The following is an 18,180-nucleotide window of genomic DNA, read 5'->3' as shown; positions in this document are numbered from 1 at the left end:
AGAGGTTAACACACCACTCATCAGGCTGAGCTCTTCCATGACTCGCATCGCACTCGTATCCACTGCCCTGCTGACCGCCGTTGCCTTCGTGCCGGCCGGGGCCGATGCCCGCGGCTTCGGCGGCGGCGGGTTCCACGGGGGCGGCTTCGGCGGAGGCGGCTTCCACGGTGGCGGTTTCGGCGGCGGCTTCCGGGGCGGCAGCGTCGGCGGCGGAGCATTCCGCAACGGGGGCTTCGGCGGCGGTGCCTTCCAGAACGGCGGCGTCGGCGCGGCGCGGCTCGGCGGACCGGGCGGCGGCTTCCGCGGCGCCGGTCTCGGCGCGGCCGGCGTCGGCGGCGTCCGGACCGGCGGCCTTCGGACCGGCGGGCTCAACCAGGCCGGGCGGTACGGCGGGATCGGGAACCGCGGGATCGCGGGTCGCGGCTTCGTCAACCGCGGCTATCACGGCCGGGGCTACGGCCGCGGCGTCGGTTACGGGCTGGCCGGCCTCGGACTCGGCCTCGGCGTCGGTTACGGCCTGGGCGGTGTCGGCTACGGCTACGGCTACGACAATTGCGCCGACACTTACGGCTACGGCGCCTACGACCCGGCCGCCTGCAACGGCTACTACGGCTACGGCTATTGAGCCGGGCGGCGCGGGTCTCGTCCCCGCGGCGCAGCCTCTGAATTGCGCGACGCCCGGCCGGCCTTCGGCCGGGCGTCCTCGCGTGATGCCCTGGCCGGGTCGACCTCCTCGATCCACAGCCTTCGCGGCTGACGAAGGCTCGCTCAATCACTCCCGAATTGCGAACCGTTCCAATCGGACGAGGATGCCGCTTCCGGCGTAGCGTGGTGCGGGGACGAACGCGGTGAGCGGTGAGGGACTGGTTGCGGCGACGGCGGCGCTGCTCGTGCTGTGCATGGGTCTCTGGGCGACCGCCCTCCTGCCCGAGATCGTCACGGCGCTGGCCTTCTTCGGGCTCGCGATGCTGCTGCGGCTCGGTTCCGCCGCCACGGTGTTCTCGGGCTTCTCGTCCTCCGCCTTCTGGCTGGTCCTGTCCGGCATGGTGGTGGGGCAGGGCATGACCCGGACCGGCCTCGGCGCCCGGATGGCGCGGACGCTCGCGCTGCGGCTCTCGGGTTCCTACGGGCGCTTCATCGCCGGGCTGGTGACGCTGAGCTTCCTCATCGCCTTCGTCATGCCGTCGAATCTGGGTCGCATCGCCCTGATGATCCCCGTCACCCTGGCGCTCTGCGACGCCTTCGGCCTCGCGGCCGGCCGGGCGGGGCGGACCGGGGCGGTCCTGGCCGTCGGCCTCGCCACGCCGATCCTGTCGGCGGCGATCCTGCCCGCCAACGTCCCGAACCTCGTCATGGCCGGCTCGGCGGAGCACCTGCTCGGCCTGCACCTCTCGTACCTCTCCTACCTCCTCCTGCACGCCCCGGTCCTGGCCCTTGTGAAGGGCGCGCTGCTGGTCGCCCTCATCGTCCGGCTGTTTCCGGACGATCTGGGTTCCACCGCTCCGATCCTGCCGGTGCTGCCGCCGCTCTCGGCGCCCGAGCGGCGCCTCGCGGTGATCCTCGCCTGCACGCTGGTCCTGTGGATGACCGACAGCCTGCACGGGCTCGCCCCCGCCTGGGTCGGACTCGCCGCGGCCGTCGTCTGCCTGCTACCGCGGATCGGAGTTCTCCCGCCGGAGGCGTTCCAGCAGGTGAACCTGAGGACCTGCTTCTACATCGCGGCGCTGCTCGGCCTCGTCGCCCTGGTCAACGAGACCGGGCTCGGCGAGCGCCTCGGCCACCTCCTGCTGACGGTCGCGCCCCTGGCGCACGACGCGCCGACGCAGAACTTCGCGGTGCTCACCGGGATCGCGACGGTGCTGACCCTCCTCGTCACCGCCAACGGCGCCCCGGCCCTCTACACGGCCCTGGCCGGCGAGATGACGCAGGCGAGCGGCCTGTCACCCTTCGCGGTCGTCTCGCTGCAGGTGATCGGCTACTCGACCCTCTTCTTCCCTTACCAGGCGCCCCCGATCGTGTTCGCCAGCGAGCTCGGCCGGGTCCGCCTCCGGGACGCGACCCGGCTCACGCTGAGCTTCGGAATCCTGTCGCTGCTCGTGGCCGCGCCCCTCGATTACGCGTGGTGGCGCATCCTGGGGCAGCTGAAGTGACAGAATCGGCAAAGTGTCGCCTCGGAGGGCACATTGCGCCGCACCATGGTGGATTGCGGGTTGCCCGCTCAGCCACTAGCGCTACCAGATTAGAGACGGTCCAGTTCGCAGCTGCGAGGCTTCAACCCGATGGCACCCACCGCCCGCCCGACAGTGGCACAGCCGCTATCGCCCCATCTCCAGATCTATCGCTGGACCTGGACGATGGCGATGTCGGTGTTCCACCGCATCACCGGCACCGCGCTCTACGGCGGGACTGCACTCGTCGCGATCTGGCTCGTGGCTCTGGCCTCGGGACCGGCCGGCTACTCTTCCGTGGCCGGGTTCTTCGGCTCGATCTTCGGGCGCCTGATCCTGTTCGTCTACACGTGGATCCTGATGCACCACATGCTCGGCGGCATCCGGCACCTGATCTGGGACACCGGCGTCGGCTTCGACCGGGAGAAGCGCCTCTCGATGGCCCGGCTGACGCTGATCGGCTCGGTGGCCCTCACCCTCGTCATCTGGGCGGTCGCCCTTCTGGTCCGCTGAGGAGGCCGACATGGCTAAGGAAGAGGTCCGGCAGGACACGCGCGTCTCGATCCGCACCCCGCGCGCGCGGGTCAGCGGCCTCGGCGTCTCCCATCACGGCGCCGGCCACTGGTGGCTGCAGCGGCTGACCGCCGTCGCCAACGTCGTGCTGATGCTGAGCTTCGTGGTGATCATCGCCAAGATGGCGGGCCGCGGCTACGCCGAGGCGCGGCTCCTCGTCGCGACCCCCCTGGTCTCGATCCTCCTGATCCTGGCGCTACTGTCGGTCACGGTCCACATGCGCCTCGGCATGCAGGTGATCATCGAGGACTACGTGCACGCGCCGGCGACGAAGATCGCGGCGGTGTTCGCCAACAACGCCTACGCGGTCGTCGTGGCCGTCGCCTGCCTCTACGCGGTCCTGCGCATCGGCTTCGGACAGCCGGCCTGACCCCGCCAACATCGATCTCGAGGAGCCGAACATGGCCGCCAACGGCACCAACGGCAGCGGGCCTGCCTACACCATCCACGATCACGCATTCGACGTCGTGATCGTCGGCGCGGGCGGCGCGGGCCTGCGCGCCACGGTGGGCTGCTCCGAGGCGGGCCTGCGCACCGCCTGCATCACCAAGGTGTTCCCGACTCGCTCGCACACCGTCGCGGCGCAGGGCGGCATCTCGGCCTCTCTCGGCAACATGGGCCCGGACGACTGGCGCTGGCACATGTACGACACCGTGAAGGGGTCGGACTGGCTCGGCGACCAGGACGCCATCGAGTACCTCGTGCGCAACGCGCCGGCCGCCGTCTACGAGCTGGAGCACTGGGGGGTGCCGTTCTCCCGCACGGAGGAGGGCAAGATCTACCAGCGCCCGTTCGGCGGCATGACCACGGATTACGGCAAGGGCACCGCCCAGCGCACCTGCGCGGCGGCCGACCGGACCGGCCACGCCATGCTGCACACCCTCTACGGGCAGGCGGTGAAGAACCAGACCGACTTCTTCATCGAGTACTTCGCCCTCGACCTGATCATGGACGACGAGGGCCGCTGCCGCGGCGTCATCGCCCTGGATCAGGCCACCGGCGAGATCCACCGCTTCCGCGCCCAGATGACCATCCTGGCGACCGGCGGCTACGGCCGCGCCTATTTCTCGGCGACCTCCGCCCATACCTGCACGGGCGACGGCAACGCCATGGTGCTGCGCGCCGGCCTGCCTTTGCAGGACATGGAGTTCGTGCAGTTCCACCCGACCGGGATCTACGGCGCGGGCTGCCTGATCACGGAAGGCTCCCGCGGCGAGGGCGGCTACCTCACCAATTCCGAGGGCGAGCGCTTCATGGAGCGCTACGCGCCGTCGGCGAAGGACCTCGCCTCGCGCGACGTCGTCTCGCGCTCCATGACCATGGAGATCCGCGACGGCCGCGGCGTCGGCAAGAACAAGGACCACATCTACCTGCACCTCGATCACCTGGACCCGAAGATCCTGCACGAGCGCCTGCCCGGCATCTCGGAATCCGCGCGGATCTTCGCGGGCGTCGACGTGACCAAGGAGCCGATCCCGGTCATCCCGACCGTCCACTACAACATGGGCGGCATCCCCACGAACTACCACGGCGAGGTGCTGACGCTGCGCGACGGCAACCCCGACACGGTGGTTCCGGGCCTGATGGCGATCGGCGAGGCGGCCTGCGTCTCCGTCCACGGTGCTAACCGCCTGGGCTCGAACTCGCTGATCGACCTCGTCGTCTTCGGCCGCGCCGCCGGCAAGCGCTGCGCCGAGATCGTCGAGCCGAACGGCCGGGCCATGGAACTGCCGAAGGGCGCGACCGACAAGGCGCTCGAGCGCCTCGACCGCTTCCGCTACGCCAACGGCTCCACGCCGACCGCGGAGCTTCGCGCCGAGATGCAGAAGACGATGCAGAACAACTGCGCCGTGTTCCGCACCGGCGAGGTGCTCGAAGAGGGCAAGGGCCTGATCCACAAGGTCTGGAACGCCGCCGCCGACGTGAAGGTCACCGACCGCTCGCTGGTCTGGAACACCGATCTCCTCGAGACCCTGGAGTTCGACAACCTGATCGGCCAGGCGGTGGTGACGATGGAATCGGCCGCCAACCGCACCGAGTCCCGCGGCGCCCACGCGCGCGAGGATTTCCCGGACCGCGACGACAAGGACTGGATGAAGCATACCCTGTCCTGGCTCGACGAGGGCCGGCATCAGGTGAACATCGATTATCGCCCGGTCCACACCTATACGATGTCGAACGAGATCCAGTATATCGAGCCCAAGGCCCGCGTGTACTGATCCCCAACTCTGCACCACGACTGCGGCGGCGGGGCCTCGCCCCTCCGGCCGCCGCGTCCTGCTCCAGCGGAAGCCGTCGAGAACCATGGCTCAGTTCAACCTTCCGAAGAACTCGCAGATCACGCAGGGGAAGTCCTGGCCGGCCCCGCCCGGCGCCAGGAACCTGCAGACCTTCAAGATCTACCGCTGGAACCCGGATGACGGGGCCAATCCGCGGATCGACACCTATCAGGTCGATCGCGAGGATTGCGGCCCGATGGTCCTCGACGCGCTGCTGTGGATCAAGAACAAGGTCGACTCGACGCTGGTGTTCCGCCGGTCCTGCCGCGAGGGCATCTGCGGCTCCTGCGCGATGAATATCGAGGGGCAGAACGCGCTCGCCTGCACGATGGGCATCGACGAGTGCAAGAGCCCCGACAACGCCCTGCCGGTCATGACCCGCAAGGACAAGGACGGGGCGATCCGGATCTACCCGCTGCCGCACATGCCGGTCCTGAAGGACCTCGTGCCGGACCTGACGAACTTCTACGCCCAGCACGCCGCCATCGAGCCCTGGCTCCAGACCGAGACGCCGGCCCCTGAGAAGGAGTGGCGCCAGACGCCGGAGGACCGCTCCCGCCTCGACGGACTCTACGAGTGCATCCTGTGCGCGTGCTGCACCACGTCGTGCCCGAGCTACTGGTGGAACGGCGACAAGTTCCTCGGCCCGGCAGCCCTGCTCCAGGCCTATCGCTGGCTGATCGACTCGCGCGACGAGAACACCGGCCACCGCCTCGACGGGCTGCACGACCCGTTCCGGCTGTACCGCTGCCACACGATCATGAACTGCGCCAATACCTGCCCGAAGAGCCTGAATCCGGCGAAGGCCATCGCCGAGATCAAGAAGATGATGGTCGAGCGCACGCTCTGATTGCAGAGAGCCGCCGTGTGTTGAGGCCTGGGGGCCACACTCGGCCGAAAAGGCCGGCTCTCCGCAGCGGAGTCGGCCCGGGCTGAGAGCGCCGCCTTGCGGTCAGCGCAATTGGCACGGAGTCAGGGTCGAAGCGCCTCCGCGCCCTCAATCCTGACCCGAAGTGGACCGATGCTGCGCCCGAGCCTGTCGACGTTCGCCGTTCTCTGCCTGAGCGCCAGCCTCGGCGCCTGCGCCTCGAGCCGCCTCGACGGGCCGCGCACCCGGGGCCCGTCGCCCCAGGCGTCCCTCGACACCGTGCCGGCCATGCCGTCGGGCACCGTGACGGCGGCCCCGCTGGCGCCGCCGCCCGGCGCCGCGGCTAGCCCCGACGCGCCGCCCCCGCCCGGAGCCCAGGCGTCCGCGACGCCGCCCGGCGGACCGACCGTGATCGCCGAGCCGGTCGCGCCCCCGCCGCCGCCGCCGCCGGTCGCCACGGGCGGCCGCTCCTCGGTGGTCGGCAGCTGGGATGCCCGGGACGCCACCGGGGCGAACTGCAAGGTCACGCTCTCGAGCACGCCGGCCCTCGACCTCTACCGGGCGACGGCCTCGGGCTGCGCCAACAAGGATCTGGCGCGGGTCTCGGCCTGGGACTTCCGCGACGGCGAGGTCTACCTGTATCAGCCGGGCGGCTCGGTGGCGGCGCGGCTGCGCCAGGGCGGCGGCGGCCTGGAAGGCGCCCTGACCAAGTCCGGCGCGGCCCTCGCCCTGAACCGCTGACGCCGGGCGGCGCGACCACGCCGCGCGGTTGGCACCCGGCGGGAGGCGCTTACATGAGGGGCTCCCGCCGCGTCACGCCCCCGTACACATGTTCCTCGATTGGCTCGAACGCCGCGTCGACCCCTTCGCGCCCTTCGACGAGGCGCGGATGCCGCCGCGGTCGGTGCTCGGTTTCGCCTGGTTCTACCTGCGCCCGATCCGCGCCGCCCTGGCGGCCCTGTTCGTCATCGCGGTGATCGCCGGCACGGTCGAGGCCTCCCTCTACCTCGTGATGCGCTGGTTCATCGACCTGCTCGGCTCGGCCGACCGGGCGACGGTCCTGTCGGACCACGCGGGCGAGCTCGGGCTGGTGGTGCTGTTGATCGCCGTGGTGCGACCGTTGTCGATCTGGGCCCACGAGGTCCTGTCCAACCAGCTCGTCGTGCCGCAATCGACGAGCCAGATCCGCTGGCGGGCGCATCTCTACACCCTCGGGCACGCGCTCTCGTATTTCCAGGGCGACTTCTCGGGGCGTCTGGCCAACCGCGTCGTCCAGGTGGGCCCGGCGGTGCGGGAGCTCGCCGTCGTCTTCATCGACACGCTCCTGTACGTGGCAATCTACGCGATCACCGCGGTCGGACTGTTCAGCGCGATCTCGCCGTGGCTCGCCGTCCCGGTCCTGCTCTGGATCGCTGCCTACGCGGCCCTGACCGCGTGGTTCGTGCCCCGGGCCCGGGCGCGCTCGCACAGGACCGCCGACACCCGCTCGACGCTGATCGGCCGCATCGTCGACAGCTACACCAACATCCTCACGGTGAAGCTCTTCGCCCGCGACCGCGAGGAGAGGGCCGCCGTTCAGGACGCCGTGGAGGTCCACACCGCCGCCTATCTCCACCAGTTCCGGCTGGTGACGCTGACCACCAGTCTCCTCGGCCTGCTCAACAGCACCCTCCTGATCGCCACCGGCGCGGCCTGCCTCGTCCTGTGGCGCGACGGCGGCATGACAACCGGCGAGGCGTCGGCGGGACTCGCCCTGGTCCTGCGCCTCATCGCCATGTCGGGCTGGGTCATGCAGACCGTGCGCGGCGTCTTCGAGAACGTCGGCGTGGTCCAGGAGAGCATGCAGACGATGGCCCGGCCGCACGCCCTCGTCGACGCGCCGGACGCGCGGACGCTCGCCGTCACCGGCGGCGAGATCCGGTTCGAGGAGGTCGGCTTCCACTACGGGCGCGGCGACGCCACCGTCATCGAGGATTTCTCCCTGACGATTCGCCCGGGCGAGAAGGTCGGGCTGGTGGGCGTCAGCGGCGCCGGCAAGTCGACCCTGGCGGGGCTGCTCCTGCGGCTCTACGACGTGGAGAGCGGGCGCATCCTGGTGGACGGTCAGGACATCGCGACGGTGACCCAGCAATCCCTGCGCGAGGCCATCGCGATGGTCAGCCAGGACACGTCGCTGCTGCACCGCTCCATCCGCGACAACATCGCCTACGGCCGTCCCGGCGCGACCCAGGCGGACATCGAGCGGGCCGCCCGCCTCGCCCACGCGGACGGGTTCATCGCCGATCTCGTCGACCACAAGGGGCGGCGCGGCTACGACGCCCAGGTCGGCGAGCGCGGCGTCAAGCTGTCGGGCGGGCAGCGGCAGCGCATCGCCATCGCCCGCGTCATGCTGAAGGACGCGCCGATCCTCATCCTCGACGAGGCGACGTCGGCCCTCGACAGCCAGGTCGAGGCGGCGATCCAGGACTCGCTCGACACGCTGATGGCCGGCAAGACCGTGCTGGCGATCGCGCACCGCCTGTCGACCATCGCGGCCCTCGATCGCCTGGTGGTGATCGACCGCGGACGGATCATCGAGGAGGGGACGCATGCCGAGCTGGTCGCAGCCGGTGGCGTCTATGCGGGCCTGTGGTCGCGCCAGTCGGGCGGTTTCCTCGACGACGGGACGGCCCGGTACGACAGCGCCGTGGCCTGAACGCCGGCGCGGCGCGGTTGCCGGCAACATACCGCTACGATTGAGGGGCGACCTTATCGCCGCGCCGCACACTGCGGCTTGACTCGGGGGCGGCAGACGGTCTCATTGCTCAGATTAGAACCATAATGCTTTGTTCCCGGGACGAGCCGGGACGAGGGCACCTGCGGCCCTGACGCCGACGCATGGAGTTCCGAACCTTGGCGAACACATCAGCCGCCGCTCCCGCGGTCTCTGGTCATGAGGGCAGCCGCCGCGACTTCCTGTTCCTGGCGACCGGCGCCGGGCTGGCGGTCGGGGCGGGTGCCGTCGTCTGGCCGCTGATCTCTTCCATGGCGCCCGACGCCGACACGATCGCCGCCGGCGCGCCGATCGAGGTCGACCTGACGCCCATCCAGGACGGCCAGATCGTCAACGTCTTCTGGCGCGGCAAGCTGATCTTCGTGCGCAAGCTGACCGCCAAGGAAGTGACCGACATGAGAGCGGTCCCCCTCTCGGCGATGATCGACCCGGCCGCTTTCCCGACCCGGGTGAAGAGCGGCCACGACCAGTGGCTCGTCGTGTACGGCAACTGCACGCATCTCGGCTGCGTGCCGATCGGTCACCAGGGCAATTTCGAGGGCTGGGCCTGCCCGTGTCACGGCTCGCAATTCGACGCGGTGGGCCGCGTGCGCCACGGACCGGCGCCCATCAACCTGCCGATCCCGCCCTACGCCTTCCAGACGGATACCAAGATCCGGATCGGCGAAGGCGGCAAGGAAGCGGCCTGAGGAGGACGGAAGCATGAGCGGAACGGCCAGCACCTACGTCCCCAAGAGCCGCGTAGCCAAATGGTTCGAGGCGCGCCTACCCATCGCCGGGCTGGTGCACTCGTCCTTCATTGCCTACCCGGTTCCGCGGAACCTCAACTACTTCTGGACCTTCGGGGCGATCCTCGCGGCCTTCCTGGGGATCCAGATCATCACCGGCGTGTGGCTGGCGATGCACTATGAGCCTTCGGCGACGGGTGCCTTCACCTCCGTCGAGAAGATCATGCGCGACGTGAACTACGGCTGGCTGCTGCGCTACGCGCACGCCAACGGCGCCTCGATGTTCTTCGTGGCCGTCTATGTCCACATGTTCCGCGCCCTCTATTACGGGTCGTACAAGGCGCCGCGCGAGGTGCTCTACATCCTCGGCGTCGTCATCTACCTCCTGATGATGGCGACCGCCTTCCTCGGCTACACCCTGCCGTGGGGCCAGATGAGCTTCTGGGGCGCCACCGTCATCACCAACATCCTGGCGGCCATCCCGGTGGTCGGCGACACGATCCAGACCCTGCTCTGGGGCGGCTACTCGGTGGGCAACCCGACCGTGAACCGCTTCTTCTCTCTGCACTACCTGCTGCCCTGGATGATCGCCGGCGTCGTGATCCTGCACGTCTGGGCGCTGCACGTGACCGGCCAGAACAACCCGGCCGGCATCCCGATCAAGTCGGGTAAGGACGCGGTGCCGTTCACGCCCTACGCGACGGTCAAGGACGTGTTCGCCACCTGCGTGTTCATGATCCTGTTCGCGTGGTTCCTGTTCTACCAGCCGAACTTCCTCGGCCACGCCGACAACTACATCCAGGCGAACCCGGCGGTGACGCCCGCGCACATCGTGCCGGAATGGTACTTCCTGCCGTTCTACGCGATCCTGCGCGCGGTCCCGAGCAAGCTCGGCGGCGTCATCCTGATGTTCTCGGCGGTGATCATCCTGGCCTTCGCGCCGTGGCTGGACACGTCGCGGATCCGCTCGTGCAACTACCGGCCGATCTACCGCCAGTTCTTCTGGGTGTTCATCGGCGCCACGCTGCTCCTCGGCTGGCTGGGCTCGCAGCCCCCGGAGGGTGGCTACGTGCTCGCCGCGCAGGTCTGCACCGCCTACTACTTCGCGCACTTCCTGATCGTCATGCCGCTCTGCGGCCTGTTCGAGACGCCGAAGAAGCTGCCGGGCTCGATCCTCGAGAGCGTGACCGGACCGGGCAAGCAGGTGAGCGGATCCGGCATGCCCGCGGGCGCCGCCGCCGCTCCGACCACCAAAGGCTGACGGGCCGACGACAGGACCATGATGATGACCCGCGTCCTCTCGACGACCGCCGCGGCCGCCCTGGCGGCCCTGCTGATCGGCGCCGTGCCGGTCTCCGCCCAGGAAGGGCATGGCGGGCCGATCCCGGCCCGCGTGAACTGGAGCTTCGCCGGCGTGTTCGGCCGCTTCGACACCGCGCAGCTGCAGCGCGGCTTCCAGGTCTACAAGGAGGTCTGCTCGGCCTGCCACTCGATGAAGCTGGTCTCCTTCCGCAACCTCGCGCAGGAAGGCGGGCCGGACTTCTCGGCCGGGCAGGTCAAGGCGCTGGCCGCGACCTACCAGGTGAAGGACGGGCCGAACGACGCCGGCGACATGTTCGAGCGGCCGGGCCGGCCGGCCGACACCTTCCCGCCGCCCTTCCCGAACGACCAGGCGGCGGCCGCGGCCAACGGCGGCAAGGCCCCGCCGGACTTCTCGGTGATCGCCAAGGCCCGGACCTTCTCCCGCGGCTCGCTGTACTTCCTGACCGACTGGCTGCCCTTCGTCGGCTACTCGGAGCAGGGGCCGGACTACATCCACGCCCTGATCAACGGCTACGAGGATCCGCCGAAGGACTTCGCGCTGCCGGAAGGCGGCCACTACAACAAGTACTATCCCGGCCACATCATCGCGATGCCGCCGCCGATCACCGACGGGCAGGTCTCCTACCCGAAGAACGACCAGGGCCAGCCGGTCGTGCCCGAGACGGTCGACCAGTACGGCAAGGACGTTGCGGCCTTCCTGATGTGGGCGGCCGAGCCGCACATGATGGACCGCAAGGCCCTGGGTTTCCGGGTGATCCTGTTCCTGATCATCCTGTCGGGCCTGCTCTACTACGTGAAGAAGAAGATCTGGGCCGATGTCGGCGGGGAGGTTCACGGCCTCCAGCCGGAGCTTCACAAGACCTACTGAACCGGCCGGATCGGGTCGCAGTTCGGATGGGCCTCCATCGGGAGGCCCATCTTTTTTTTGGCCGGCGCTCCATGCTACCGCTCGCCCGCCGCGACGGTCCGCCTTCCGACACGGCCCGTCACCGGCACCACCTCGTCCCGGGGTGACCGCGTCAGCGGGTCTCGGAGGAGGGCTTCAGGGATCAGAGCGGCTTCGGGCGGTCTCCTTCGAGGCCTCCGCATGGCTCCGGCTCCTCGCGACGAGGTGCCGGGTGGGCAGGCCGCGCTGCCGAGGCGTCGCGCGTTGAGGGAGTCCGGCATGAGCGCAGCGGTACTGGGAGTCATGGGTGGCTCCGGCGTCTACGACTTGCCGGGGCTCGAGGATGTCCGCGAGGAGCGCGTCGCGTCGCCTTGGGGCGAGCCCTCGGACGCCCTGCGCACCGGACGGATCGGCGACACCAAGGTCGTGTTCCTGGCCCGCCACGGACGGGGACACCGGCTCTCGCCGTCGGGCATCAATTACCGCGCCAATATCGACGTCCTGAAGCGGGCCGGCGTCACCGATCTCGTCGCCCTCTCGGCCTGCGGCTCGTTCCGCGAGGAGCTGCCGCCGGGCCTCTTCGTGCTCGTCGACCAGTTCGTCGACCGGACCCACGGGCGCGCCTCGTCGTTCTTCGGCGACGGTTGCGTCGCCCACGTCTCCCTCGCCCATCCGGTCGGCCCCGGCCTACAGGCGCGGATCGCCCAGGCCGCGAAGGCCGAGGACATCGCGGTCCATCGCGGCGGCACCTATGTCTGCATGGAGGGGCCGCAATTCTCGTCTCTAGCGGAATCCCGCGCCTACAAGGCCCAGGGCTTCGACGTGATCGGGATGACCAACATGCCCGAGGCCAAGCTCGCGCGCGAGGCGGAGATCACCTACGCGACGATCGCGATGGTGACCGACTACGATTGCTGGCACCCCGGCCACGACGCGGTCGACGTCGCTTCGGTGATCGCGGTCGCCCGGGCCAATGCCGACAAGGCGGCGCGGCTCGTGGCCCGTCTCGCCCGCGACTTTCCGGCCGTGCGCGAGCCGTGCCCGGCGGGCTCGCACCGGGCGCTCGACGGCGCGATCATGACGGCGCCCGCGGTCCGGGACCCGGCTCTGCTCGCCAAGCTCGACGCCGTGGCGGGGCGGGTCCTCAACGGGTAGCCGGCCGCCCTTTCCAATCCGCGGCGAGTCCCTCTAGAAGGCGCGGGCGGCCCCGGCCGCCCCCGACGCGAAGTCCAGACCGAAATGCGCAGCGCCTCCATCAGCCGGAAGACCGCGGAGACCGATATCGCGGTCACCGTCAATCTCGACGGGACCGGGCGGTCGACGATCGCCACCGGCATCGGTTTCCTCGACCACATGCTGGATCTGCTGGCGCGGCACGCCCTGTTCGACCTGGACGTGAAGGTCGACGGCGACCTGCATATCGACCAGCACCACTCGGCAGAGGATTGCGGCATCGCCCTGGGGCAGGCCTTCGCCAATGCGCTCGGCGACAAGCGCGGGGTCACGCGCTACGCCGACATCCACCTGCCGATGGACGAGGCGCTGACCCGGGTCTGCGTCGACATCTCCGGCCGGCCCTTCCTCGTGTTCCGCACCACCTTCCGGGTGGAGAAGATCGGCAATTTCGACACCGAGCTGGTCCGCGAGTGGTTCCAGGCCTTCGCGATGAATGCCGGCCTGACCCTGCACGTCGAGACCCTCTACGGCGACAACGCCCACCACATCGCGGAGAGCTGCTACAAGGGGCTGGCCCGCGCCTTGCGGAAGGCCGTGGCGATCGATCCGCGGGAGGAGGGGCGCGTTCCCTCCACCAAGGGCTCCCTCTAAGACCCGTTGTCGTCGGGCGCCAGGATCGGTCACGCGGCCGTCGCGGCGCACGCTGTCGGAGTTTCGCGATGCGGATGCGCAGCTACACGCTCCACCTGCCGGCCGATGCCCGGCCGGGCGAGTCGGTCGGGCTCGACCGGGCTCTGCTGGTGCGGGACGGCTTCTCGTGGCCGGCCTTCGCCTTCACGGTCCTGTGGTTCCTGTTCCACCGCCTCTGGCTCGCCGCCCTGCTCGTCCTCGTCGGCCTCGTGGCGCTGGCCGCGGCCGGTATCGCCCTCGGGCTGCCGGCCGGCGCCGGCCTGATCGTCACCCTGCTGGCCGCCTGGCTGATCGGCCTCGAGGCCTCGAGCCTGCGCCGCTGGACCCTCGCCCGGCGCGGCTGGCCGGCGCGCGACGCCGTGATCGCCGCGACGCCCGAGGAAGCGGAGGCCCGCGCCCTGAACCGCTGGCTCGGGGCGAGCCCGACCGCGCCGCGGGCCCCGTTCCCGAGCGGCCCCAGCCGGCGGACCGAGCCGGTTATCGGGCTGTTCCCCGCCCAGGAAGGCGCCCGGTGAGTTCCCGGGCGAGACGCGCATGACCACCGAGACCGTCGCGATCATCGATTACGGATCGGGCAACCTCCACTCCGCCGCCAAGGCCTTCGAGCGCGCCGCCCGCGAGAGCGGGCGCGACGCGCGGATCTGCCTGACCTCGGACCCCGACGTTGTGGCCGCCGCCGACCGCGTCGTGCTGCCCGGCGTCGGCGCCTTCGCGGATTGCCGCCGCGGGCTCGACGCCGTCCCCGGCATGGTCGAGGCGATGACGCGGGTCGCCCACGGGGCCGGCCGCCCGTTCCTCGGGATCTGCGTGGGCATGCAACTCCTGGCGAGCCGCGGGCTCGAGTACGCGACCACGGCGGGCCTCGGCTGGATCCCCGGCGATGTCGGCCCGATCCGGCCGTCGGACCCGGCCCTGAAGGTCCCCCACATGGGCTGGAACACCCTGCGGACCGAGCGCGACCACCCGCTGCTCGCCGGCATCCCCACCGGCGAGGACGGGCTGCACGCCTACTTCGTGCACAGTTACGCGCTGAACGCGGAGCGCCCGGACGACGTGGTGGCGCGCGCCGAGTACGGCGGCCCGGTCACCGCCCTCGTCGCCCGCGACAACGTGGCCGGCACGCAGTTCCACCCCGAGAAGAGCCAGCGGCTGGGCCTCGCGCTCATCGCCAACTTCCTGAACTGGCGCCCGTGAGCGCCGTTCGACCCAGGCAAGAAGGACGGAAGCGCCCGTGATCCTGTACCCGGCGATCGACCTGAAAGAGGGGCGTTGCGTCCGCCTCATCCAGGGGGACATGGCGCAGGCCAAGGTCTTCGGCGACGATCCGGCCGCGCAGGCCGCGACCTTCGAGGCGCAGGGGTTCTCCTGGCTCCACGTGGTCGACCTCGACGGCGCGTTCGCGGGGGCGCCGCGGAACGCGGAGGCGGTGGACGCGATCCTCGCGCGGGTGACGATCCCGGTCCAGCTCGGCGGCGGGATCCGCGAGATGAAGACGCTGGAGGGCTGGCTGAGCAAGGGCGTCGCCCGCGCGATCATCGGCACCGCCGCGGTGCGCGATCCCGGCTTCGTCCGGGAGGCCGCCCGCAAGTATCCCGGGAAGATCGCGGTCGGCATCGACGCCAAGGACGGCCGCGTCGCCGTCGAGGGCTGGGCCCAGACTTCCAGCATGACCGCGGAGGAGCTGGGGCGCCGGTTCGAGGACGCGGGCGTCGCGGCGATCATCTACACCGACATCGCCCGCGACGGGATCCTGAAGGGGCTCAACGTCGAGATGACCCTGGCGCTCGCCCAGGCCGTGCGCATCCCGGTGATCGCCTCGGGCGGCCTCGCGTCGATCGACGACGTCCACCGCCTGCTGCAGCCGGACTGCACCCTGATCGCGGGCGCCATCACAGGCCGGGCACTCTACGACGGCCGCATCGATCCGGAGGCGGCCCTGGCCGCGATCGCTGCGGCGCGCGGCCCGGCGGCGTGATATCCAGAGGCTCGCGACATGAGACGCCGCCCGTGCTGAAGACCCGCATCATCCCCTGCCTCGACGTGAAGGACGGGCGCGTCGTGAAGGGCGTGCGCTTCGAGGGCCTGCGCGACGCCGGCGATCCCGTCGAGGCCGCCAAGGTCTACGACGCGGCCGGCGCCGACGAGCTGTGCTTCCTCGACATCACCGCGAGCCGCGAGGCCCGCGGCACCCTGCTCGACATCGTCAGCCGGACCGCCGAGGCCTGCTTCATGCCGCTCACCGTCGGCGGCGGCGTGCGCACCGTCGAGGACGTGCGCGCGCTGCTGCTCGCCGGTGCCGACAAGGTCGCGATCAACACCGCGGCCGTGAAGGATCCCGACCTCGTGGCCCGGGCCGCCGAGAAGTTCGGCGCGCAGTGCATCGTGGTGGCGATCGACGCCAAGCGCGTCTCGCCCCCCGGCGCGCCGGCCGCCTGGGAGATCTTCACCCATGGCGGCCGCGACCCGACCGGGATCGACGCCGTGGCCTTCGCGCGGCTGGTGGCCGACAAGGGCGCCGGCGAGCTGCTCGTGACCTCCATGGACAAGGACGGGACGCGCTCCGGTTACGACCTTGCCCTCACGCGGGCGATCAGCGACGCCGTCACCGTGCCGGTGATCGCCTCGGGCGGCGTCGGCGGGCTCGACGACCTCGTGGCCGGCGTGGCCGAGGGCGGCGCCAGCGCCGTGCTGGCGGCCTCCATCTTCCATTTCGGCCAGGCGAGCGTCGCCGAGGCGAAGGCGCACATGGCGGCGGCCGGCCTCGCCATGCGCCTCGACGGCCCGGCCTCTTCCGCGAGGGCGCCCCTGTGAGCAGCTACCTTCTGGCGAACGCTAACCTCCTCGATCCCGCGACCGGCCGCGAGACCGCCGGCGCGGTGCTGGTGCGGGACGGCCGCATCGCCGACATCGCCGCCGGCGCGGCGCCGGGCGCCCCGGCCGACGCGAAGCGCGTCGACTGCGCCGGCCGCGTGCTGACCCCCGGGCTGATCGACATGCGCGCCTTCGTGGGCGAGCCGGGAGCCGAGCACCGCGAGACCCTGGCCTCGGCGAGCGCCGCGGCGGCCGCGGGCGGCGTCACGACGCTCGTCTGCATGCCCGACACCAACCCGGTGATCGACGAGCCGGCCATCGTCGATTTCGTGCTCCGCCGCGCCCGCGACACGGCGAGCGTCAACGTCCTGCCGGCGGCCGCCATCACCAAGGGGCTGGCCGGCCGGGAGATGACCGAGTTCGGCCTGCTCAAGGAGGCCGGCGCGGTCGCGTTCACCGACGGGCTCCGGGCCGTGGCCAACGCGCAGGTGCTGCGCCGTGCCCTGACTTACGCCCGGGATTTCGACGCGCTGATCGTGCAGCACGTGGAGGAATCCGCCCTCGTCGCCGAGGGCGTCATGAACGAGGGCGAGCTCGCCTCGCGCCTCGGGCTCATGGGCATCCCCCGCGAGGCCGAGACCGTGATGCTGGAGCGGGACATCCGACTCGTCCGGCTGACCGGCGCCCGCTACCACGCGGCGATGATCTCCTGCGCCGATTCGGTCGACATCGTCCGGCGCGCCAAGCAGGACGGCCTGCCGGTGACCTGCGGCGTCTCGGTGAACAACCTCGTCCTCAACGAGAACGACATCGGCCATTACCGCACCTTCTGCCGGCTCTCGCCGCCCCTGCGCCACGAGACCGACCGTCAGGCGGTGGTGCGCGCCCTCGACGAGGGCGTGATCGACGTTGTGGTGTCCGACCACAATCCGCAGGACGTGGAGACCAAGCGCCTGCCCTTCGCCGAGGCGGCGGACGGGGCCCTCGGCATCGAGACGCTGCTCGGCGCCGCCATGCGACTCGTCCATACCGGCGACCTCGCGCTGCCCAAGCTCGTCGCCGCGCTGACCGTGAACCCGGCGCGGATCCTCGGCCGCGAGGCCGGCCGGCTGGCGGTCGGCGCTCCCGCCGACCTGGTGCTGATCGATCCCGATCTGCCCTACGTCCTCGACAAGCGCCGGCTGAAGTCGCGCTCGAAGAACTCCCCCTTCGACGAGGCGCGCCTCCAGGGCGCGGCGGTGCTGACGCTGGTCGGCGGCCGGATCGTCCACGCGGTCGACGACCTCGCGGCCGCCGCATGATACCGCCGGATCTCGCCACCCCGGCCGCCCTCGGCGGCCTCGCCCTCGGCTACGCCCTGGGCTCCATCCCGTTCGGGCTGATCCTCACGAAGTTCGCCGGCCTCGGCGACGTCCGGGCGATTGGCTCCGGGAATATCGGCGCCACCAACGTGCTCCGCACCGGCCGCAAGGGCCTCGCCGCGGCGACCCTGCTGGGCGACGCCCTCAAGGGCACGGCGGCCGTCCTCATCGCGCGCCAGCTGGGTGAGGGCCCGGCGCTCGCGGCCGGGCTCGGCGCCTTCCTCGGCCACCTCTTCCCGGTCTGGCTGGGCTTCAAGGGCGGCAAGGGCGTCGCGACCTTCATCGGCGTGCTCCTCGCCTTCAGCCCGCCCGCCCTCGCGGCGTTCGCGGCGATCTGGCTCGGGCTCGCCTTCGCGCTCAAGTACTCGTCGCTGGCGGCGCTCGCCGCCTCGGCGGCCACTCCCCTCGTCCTCTGGATGCTCGGCGCCCCGACGCAGGCGTTGCTGTTCCTACTGCTCGGCCTGCTGCTATGGTGGAAGCACGCGCCCAACATCCGCCGACTCGCGTCCGGCACCGAGGGGCGCATCGGCCAGAAGGGCTGAGT

Annotated in this window: 19 protein-coding genes; all 19 read left to right on the top strand. The window is 70.8% G+C overall.

All coding sequences use genetic code 11. The annotated features are described in order from the left end of the window. The first annotated feature begins 37 nt into the window (after nt 1–37). Nucleotides 38–625, top strand: coding sequence for a hypothetical protein (locus ACLBXO_RS24655; RefSeq protein WP_447687012.1), 588 nt, complete (start codon nt 38–40; stop codon nt 623–625). A 223-nt stretch (nt 626–848) separates the two neighbouring features. Then, a complete protein-coding gene (locus tag ACLBXO_RS24650) occupies nt 849–2,150 on the top strand; it encodes an SLC13 family permease (protein WP_447687011.1) in 1,302 nt (433 codons plus the stop codon). Nucleotides 2,151–2,279: 129 nt separating this feature from the next. Then, entirely contained in the window at nt 2,280–2,681 is a 402-nt protein-coding gene (sdhC, locus tag ACLBXO_RS24645; RefSeq protein WP_331315711.1) for a succinate dehydrogenase, cytochrome b556 subunit, read from the top strand. A gap of 10 nt (nt 2,682–2,691) precedes the next feature. Further along, nucleotides 2,692–3,111, top strand: a complete 420-nt coding sequence (sdhD, locus tag ACLBXO_RS24640; protein WP_331315710.1) for a succinate dehydrogenase, hydrophobic membrane anchor protein — start codon at nt 2,692–2,694, stop codon at nt 3,109–3,111. Nucleotides 3,112–3,142: 31 nt separating this feature from the next. Continuing rightward, nucleotides 3,143–4,960 (top strand): succinate dehydrogenase flavoprotein subunit, encoded by a 1,818-nt coding sequence (gene sdhA, locus ACLBXO_RS24635; RefSeq protein WP_076727961.1) that lies wholly within the window; start codon nt 3,143–3,145, stop codon nt 4,958–4,960. Nucleotides 4,961–5,045: 85 nt separating this feature from the next. Further along, nucleotides 5,046–5,870 carry a succinate dehydrogenase iron-sulfur subunit gene (locus ACLBXO_RS24630; RefSeq protein WP_024831121.1) on the top strand — a complete coding sequence of 275 codons (825 nt, stop codon included), beginning with the start codon at nt 5,046–5,048 and terminating at the stop codon, nt 5,868–5,870. A 171-nt stretch (nt 5,871–6,041) separates the two neighbouring features. Then, complete coding sequence (locus ACLBXO_RS24625; RefSeq protein WP_447687010.1) at nt 6,042–6,629, top strand: protease inhibitor Inh/omp19 family protein; 588 nt, start codon at nt 6,042–6,044, stop codon at nt 6,627–6,629. An 88-nt stretch (nt 6,630–6,717) separates the two neighbouring features. Further along, nucleotides 6,718–8,583 (top strand): ABC transporter ATP-binding protein, encoded by a 1,866-nt coding sequence (locus ACLBXO_RS24620; RefSeq protein WP_331315706.1) that lies wholly within the window; start codon nt 6,718–6,720, stop codon nt 8,581–8,583. Between the two features lie 197 nt (nt 8,584–8,780). Beyond that, nucleotides 8,781–9,350 (top strand): ubiquinol-cytochrome c reductase iron-sulfur subunit, encoded by a 570-nt coding sequence (petA, locus tag ACLBXO_RS24615; protein ID WP_447687009.1) that lies wholly within the window; start codon nt 8,781–8,783, stop codon nt 9,348–9,350. A gap of 13 nt (nt 9,351–9,363) precedes the next feature. Beyond that, on the top strand, nt 9,364–10,650 hold the full coding sequence (locus tag ACLBXO_RS24610) for a cytochrome b (RefSeq protein ID WP_331315702.1): 1,287 nt from the start codon (nt 9,364–9,366) through the stop codon (nt 10,648–10,650). Nucleotides 10,651–10,668: 18 nt separating this feature from the next. Next, a complete protein-coding gene (locus ACLBXO_RS24605) occupies nt 10,669–11,580 on the top strand; it encodes a cytochrome c1 (protein WP_331315700.1) in 912 nt (303 codons plus the stop codon). A gap of 297 nt (nt 11,581–11,877) precedes the next feature. Next, nucleotides 11,878–12,753, top strand: coding sequence for an S-methyl-5'-thioadenosine phosphorylase (locus tag ACLBXO_RS24600; protein WP_447687008.1), 876 nt, complete (start codon nt 11,878–11,880; stop codon nt 12,751–12,753). A gap of 84 nt (nt 12,754–12,837) precedes the next feature. Beyond that, nucleotides 12,838–13,425 (top strand): imidazoleglycerol-phosphate dehydratase HisB, encoded by a 588-nt coding sequence (gene hisB, locus ACLBXO_RS24595; protein WP_447687007.1) that lies wholly within the window; start codon nt 12,838–12,840, stop codon nt 13,423–13,425. 74 nt (nt 13,426–13,499) lie between these two features. After that, a complete protein-coding gene (locus tag ACLBXO_RS24590) occupies nt 13,500–13,979 on the top strand; it encodes a DUF2628 domain-containing protein (RefSeq protein ID WP_419539363.1) in 480 nt (159 codons plus the stop codon). Between the two features lie 19 nt (nt 13,980–13,998). Further along, nucleotides 13,999–14,658: an imidazole glycerol phosphate synthase subunit HisH gene (gene hisH, locus ACLBXO_RS24585; protein WP_331315695.1), complete on the top strand. Its 660-nt coding sequence runs from the start codon at nt 13,999–14,001 to the stop codon at nt 14,656–14,658. Between the two features lie 37 nt (nt 14,659–14,695). Further along, nucleotides 14,696–15,439 carry a 1-(5-phosphoribosyl)-5-[(5-phosphoribosylamino)methylideneamino]imidazole-4-carboxamide isomerase gene (gene hisA / locus ACLBXO_RS24580; protein WP_447687006.1) on the top strand — a complete coding sequence of 248 codons (744 nt, stop codon included), beginning with the start codon at nt 14,696–14,698 and terminating at the stop codon, nt 15,437–15,439. 32 nt (nt 15,440–15,471) lie between these two features. Further along, a complete protein-coding gene (gene hisF / locus ACLBXO_RS24575; RefSeq protein WP_447687005.1) occupies nt 15,472–16,275 on the top strand; it encodes an imidazole glycerol phosphate synthase subunit HisF in 804 nt (267 codons plus the stop codon). Beyond that, nucleotides 16,272–17,576: a dihydroorotase gene (locus ACLBXO_RS24570; RefSeq protein ID WP_447687004.1), complete on the top strand. Its 1,305-nt coding sequence runs from the start codon at nt 16,272–16,274 to the stop codon at nt 17,574–17,576. The genes hisF and ACLBXO_RS24570 overlap by 4 nt, the downstream gene beginning before the upstream one ends. Next, nucleotides 17,573–18,178, top strand: a complete 606-nt coding sequence (plsY, locus tag ACLBXO_RS24565) for a glycerol-3-phosphate 1-O-acyltransferase PlsY (RefSeq protein ID WP_447687003.1) — start codon at nt 17,573–17,575, stop codon at nt 18,176–18,178. Before ACLBXO_RS24570 ends, plsY begins: the two co-directional genes overlap by 4 nt. The last annotated feature ends 2 nt before the right edge of the window (nt 18,179–18,180 follow it).

Source organism: Methylobacterium sp. C33D (genome assembly GCF_053345825.1).
Note: the sequence above shows the minus strand (reverse complement) of the source record. Positions and strands in the feature narration are given on the sequence as shown.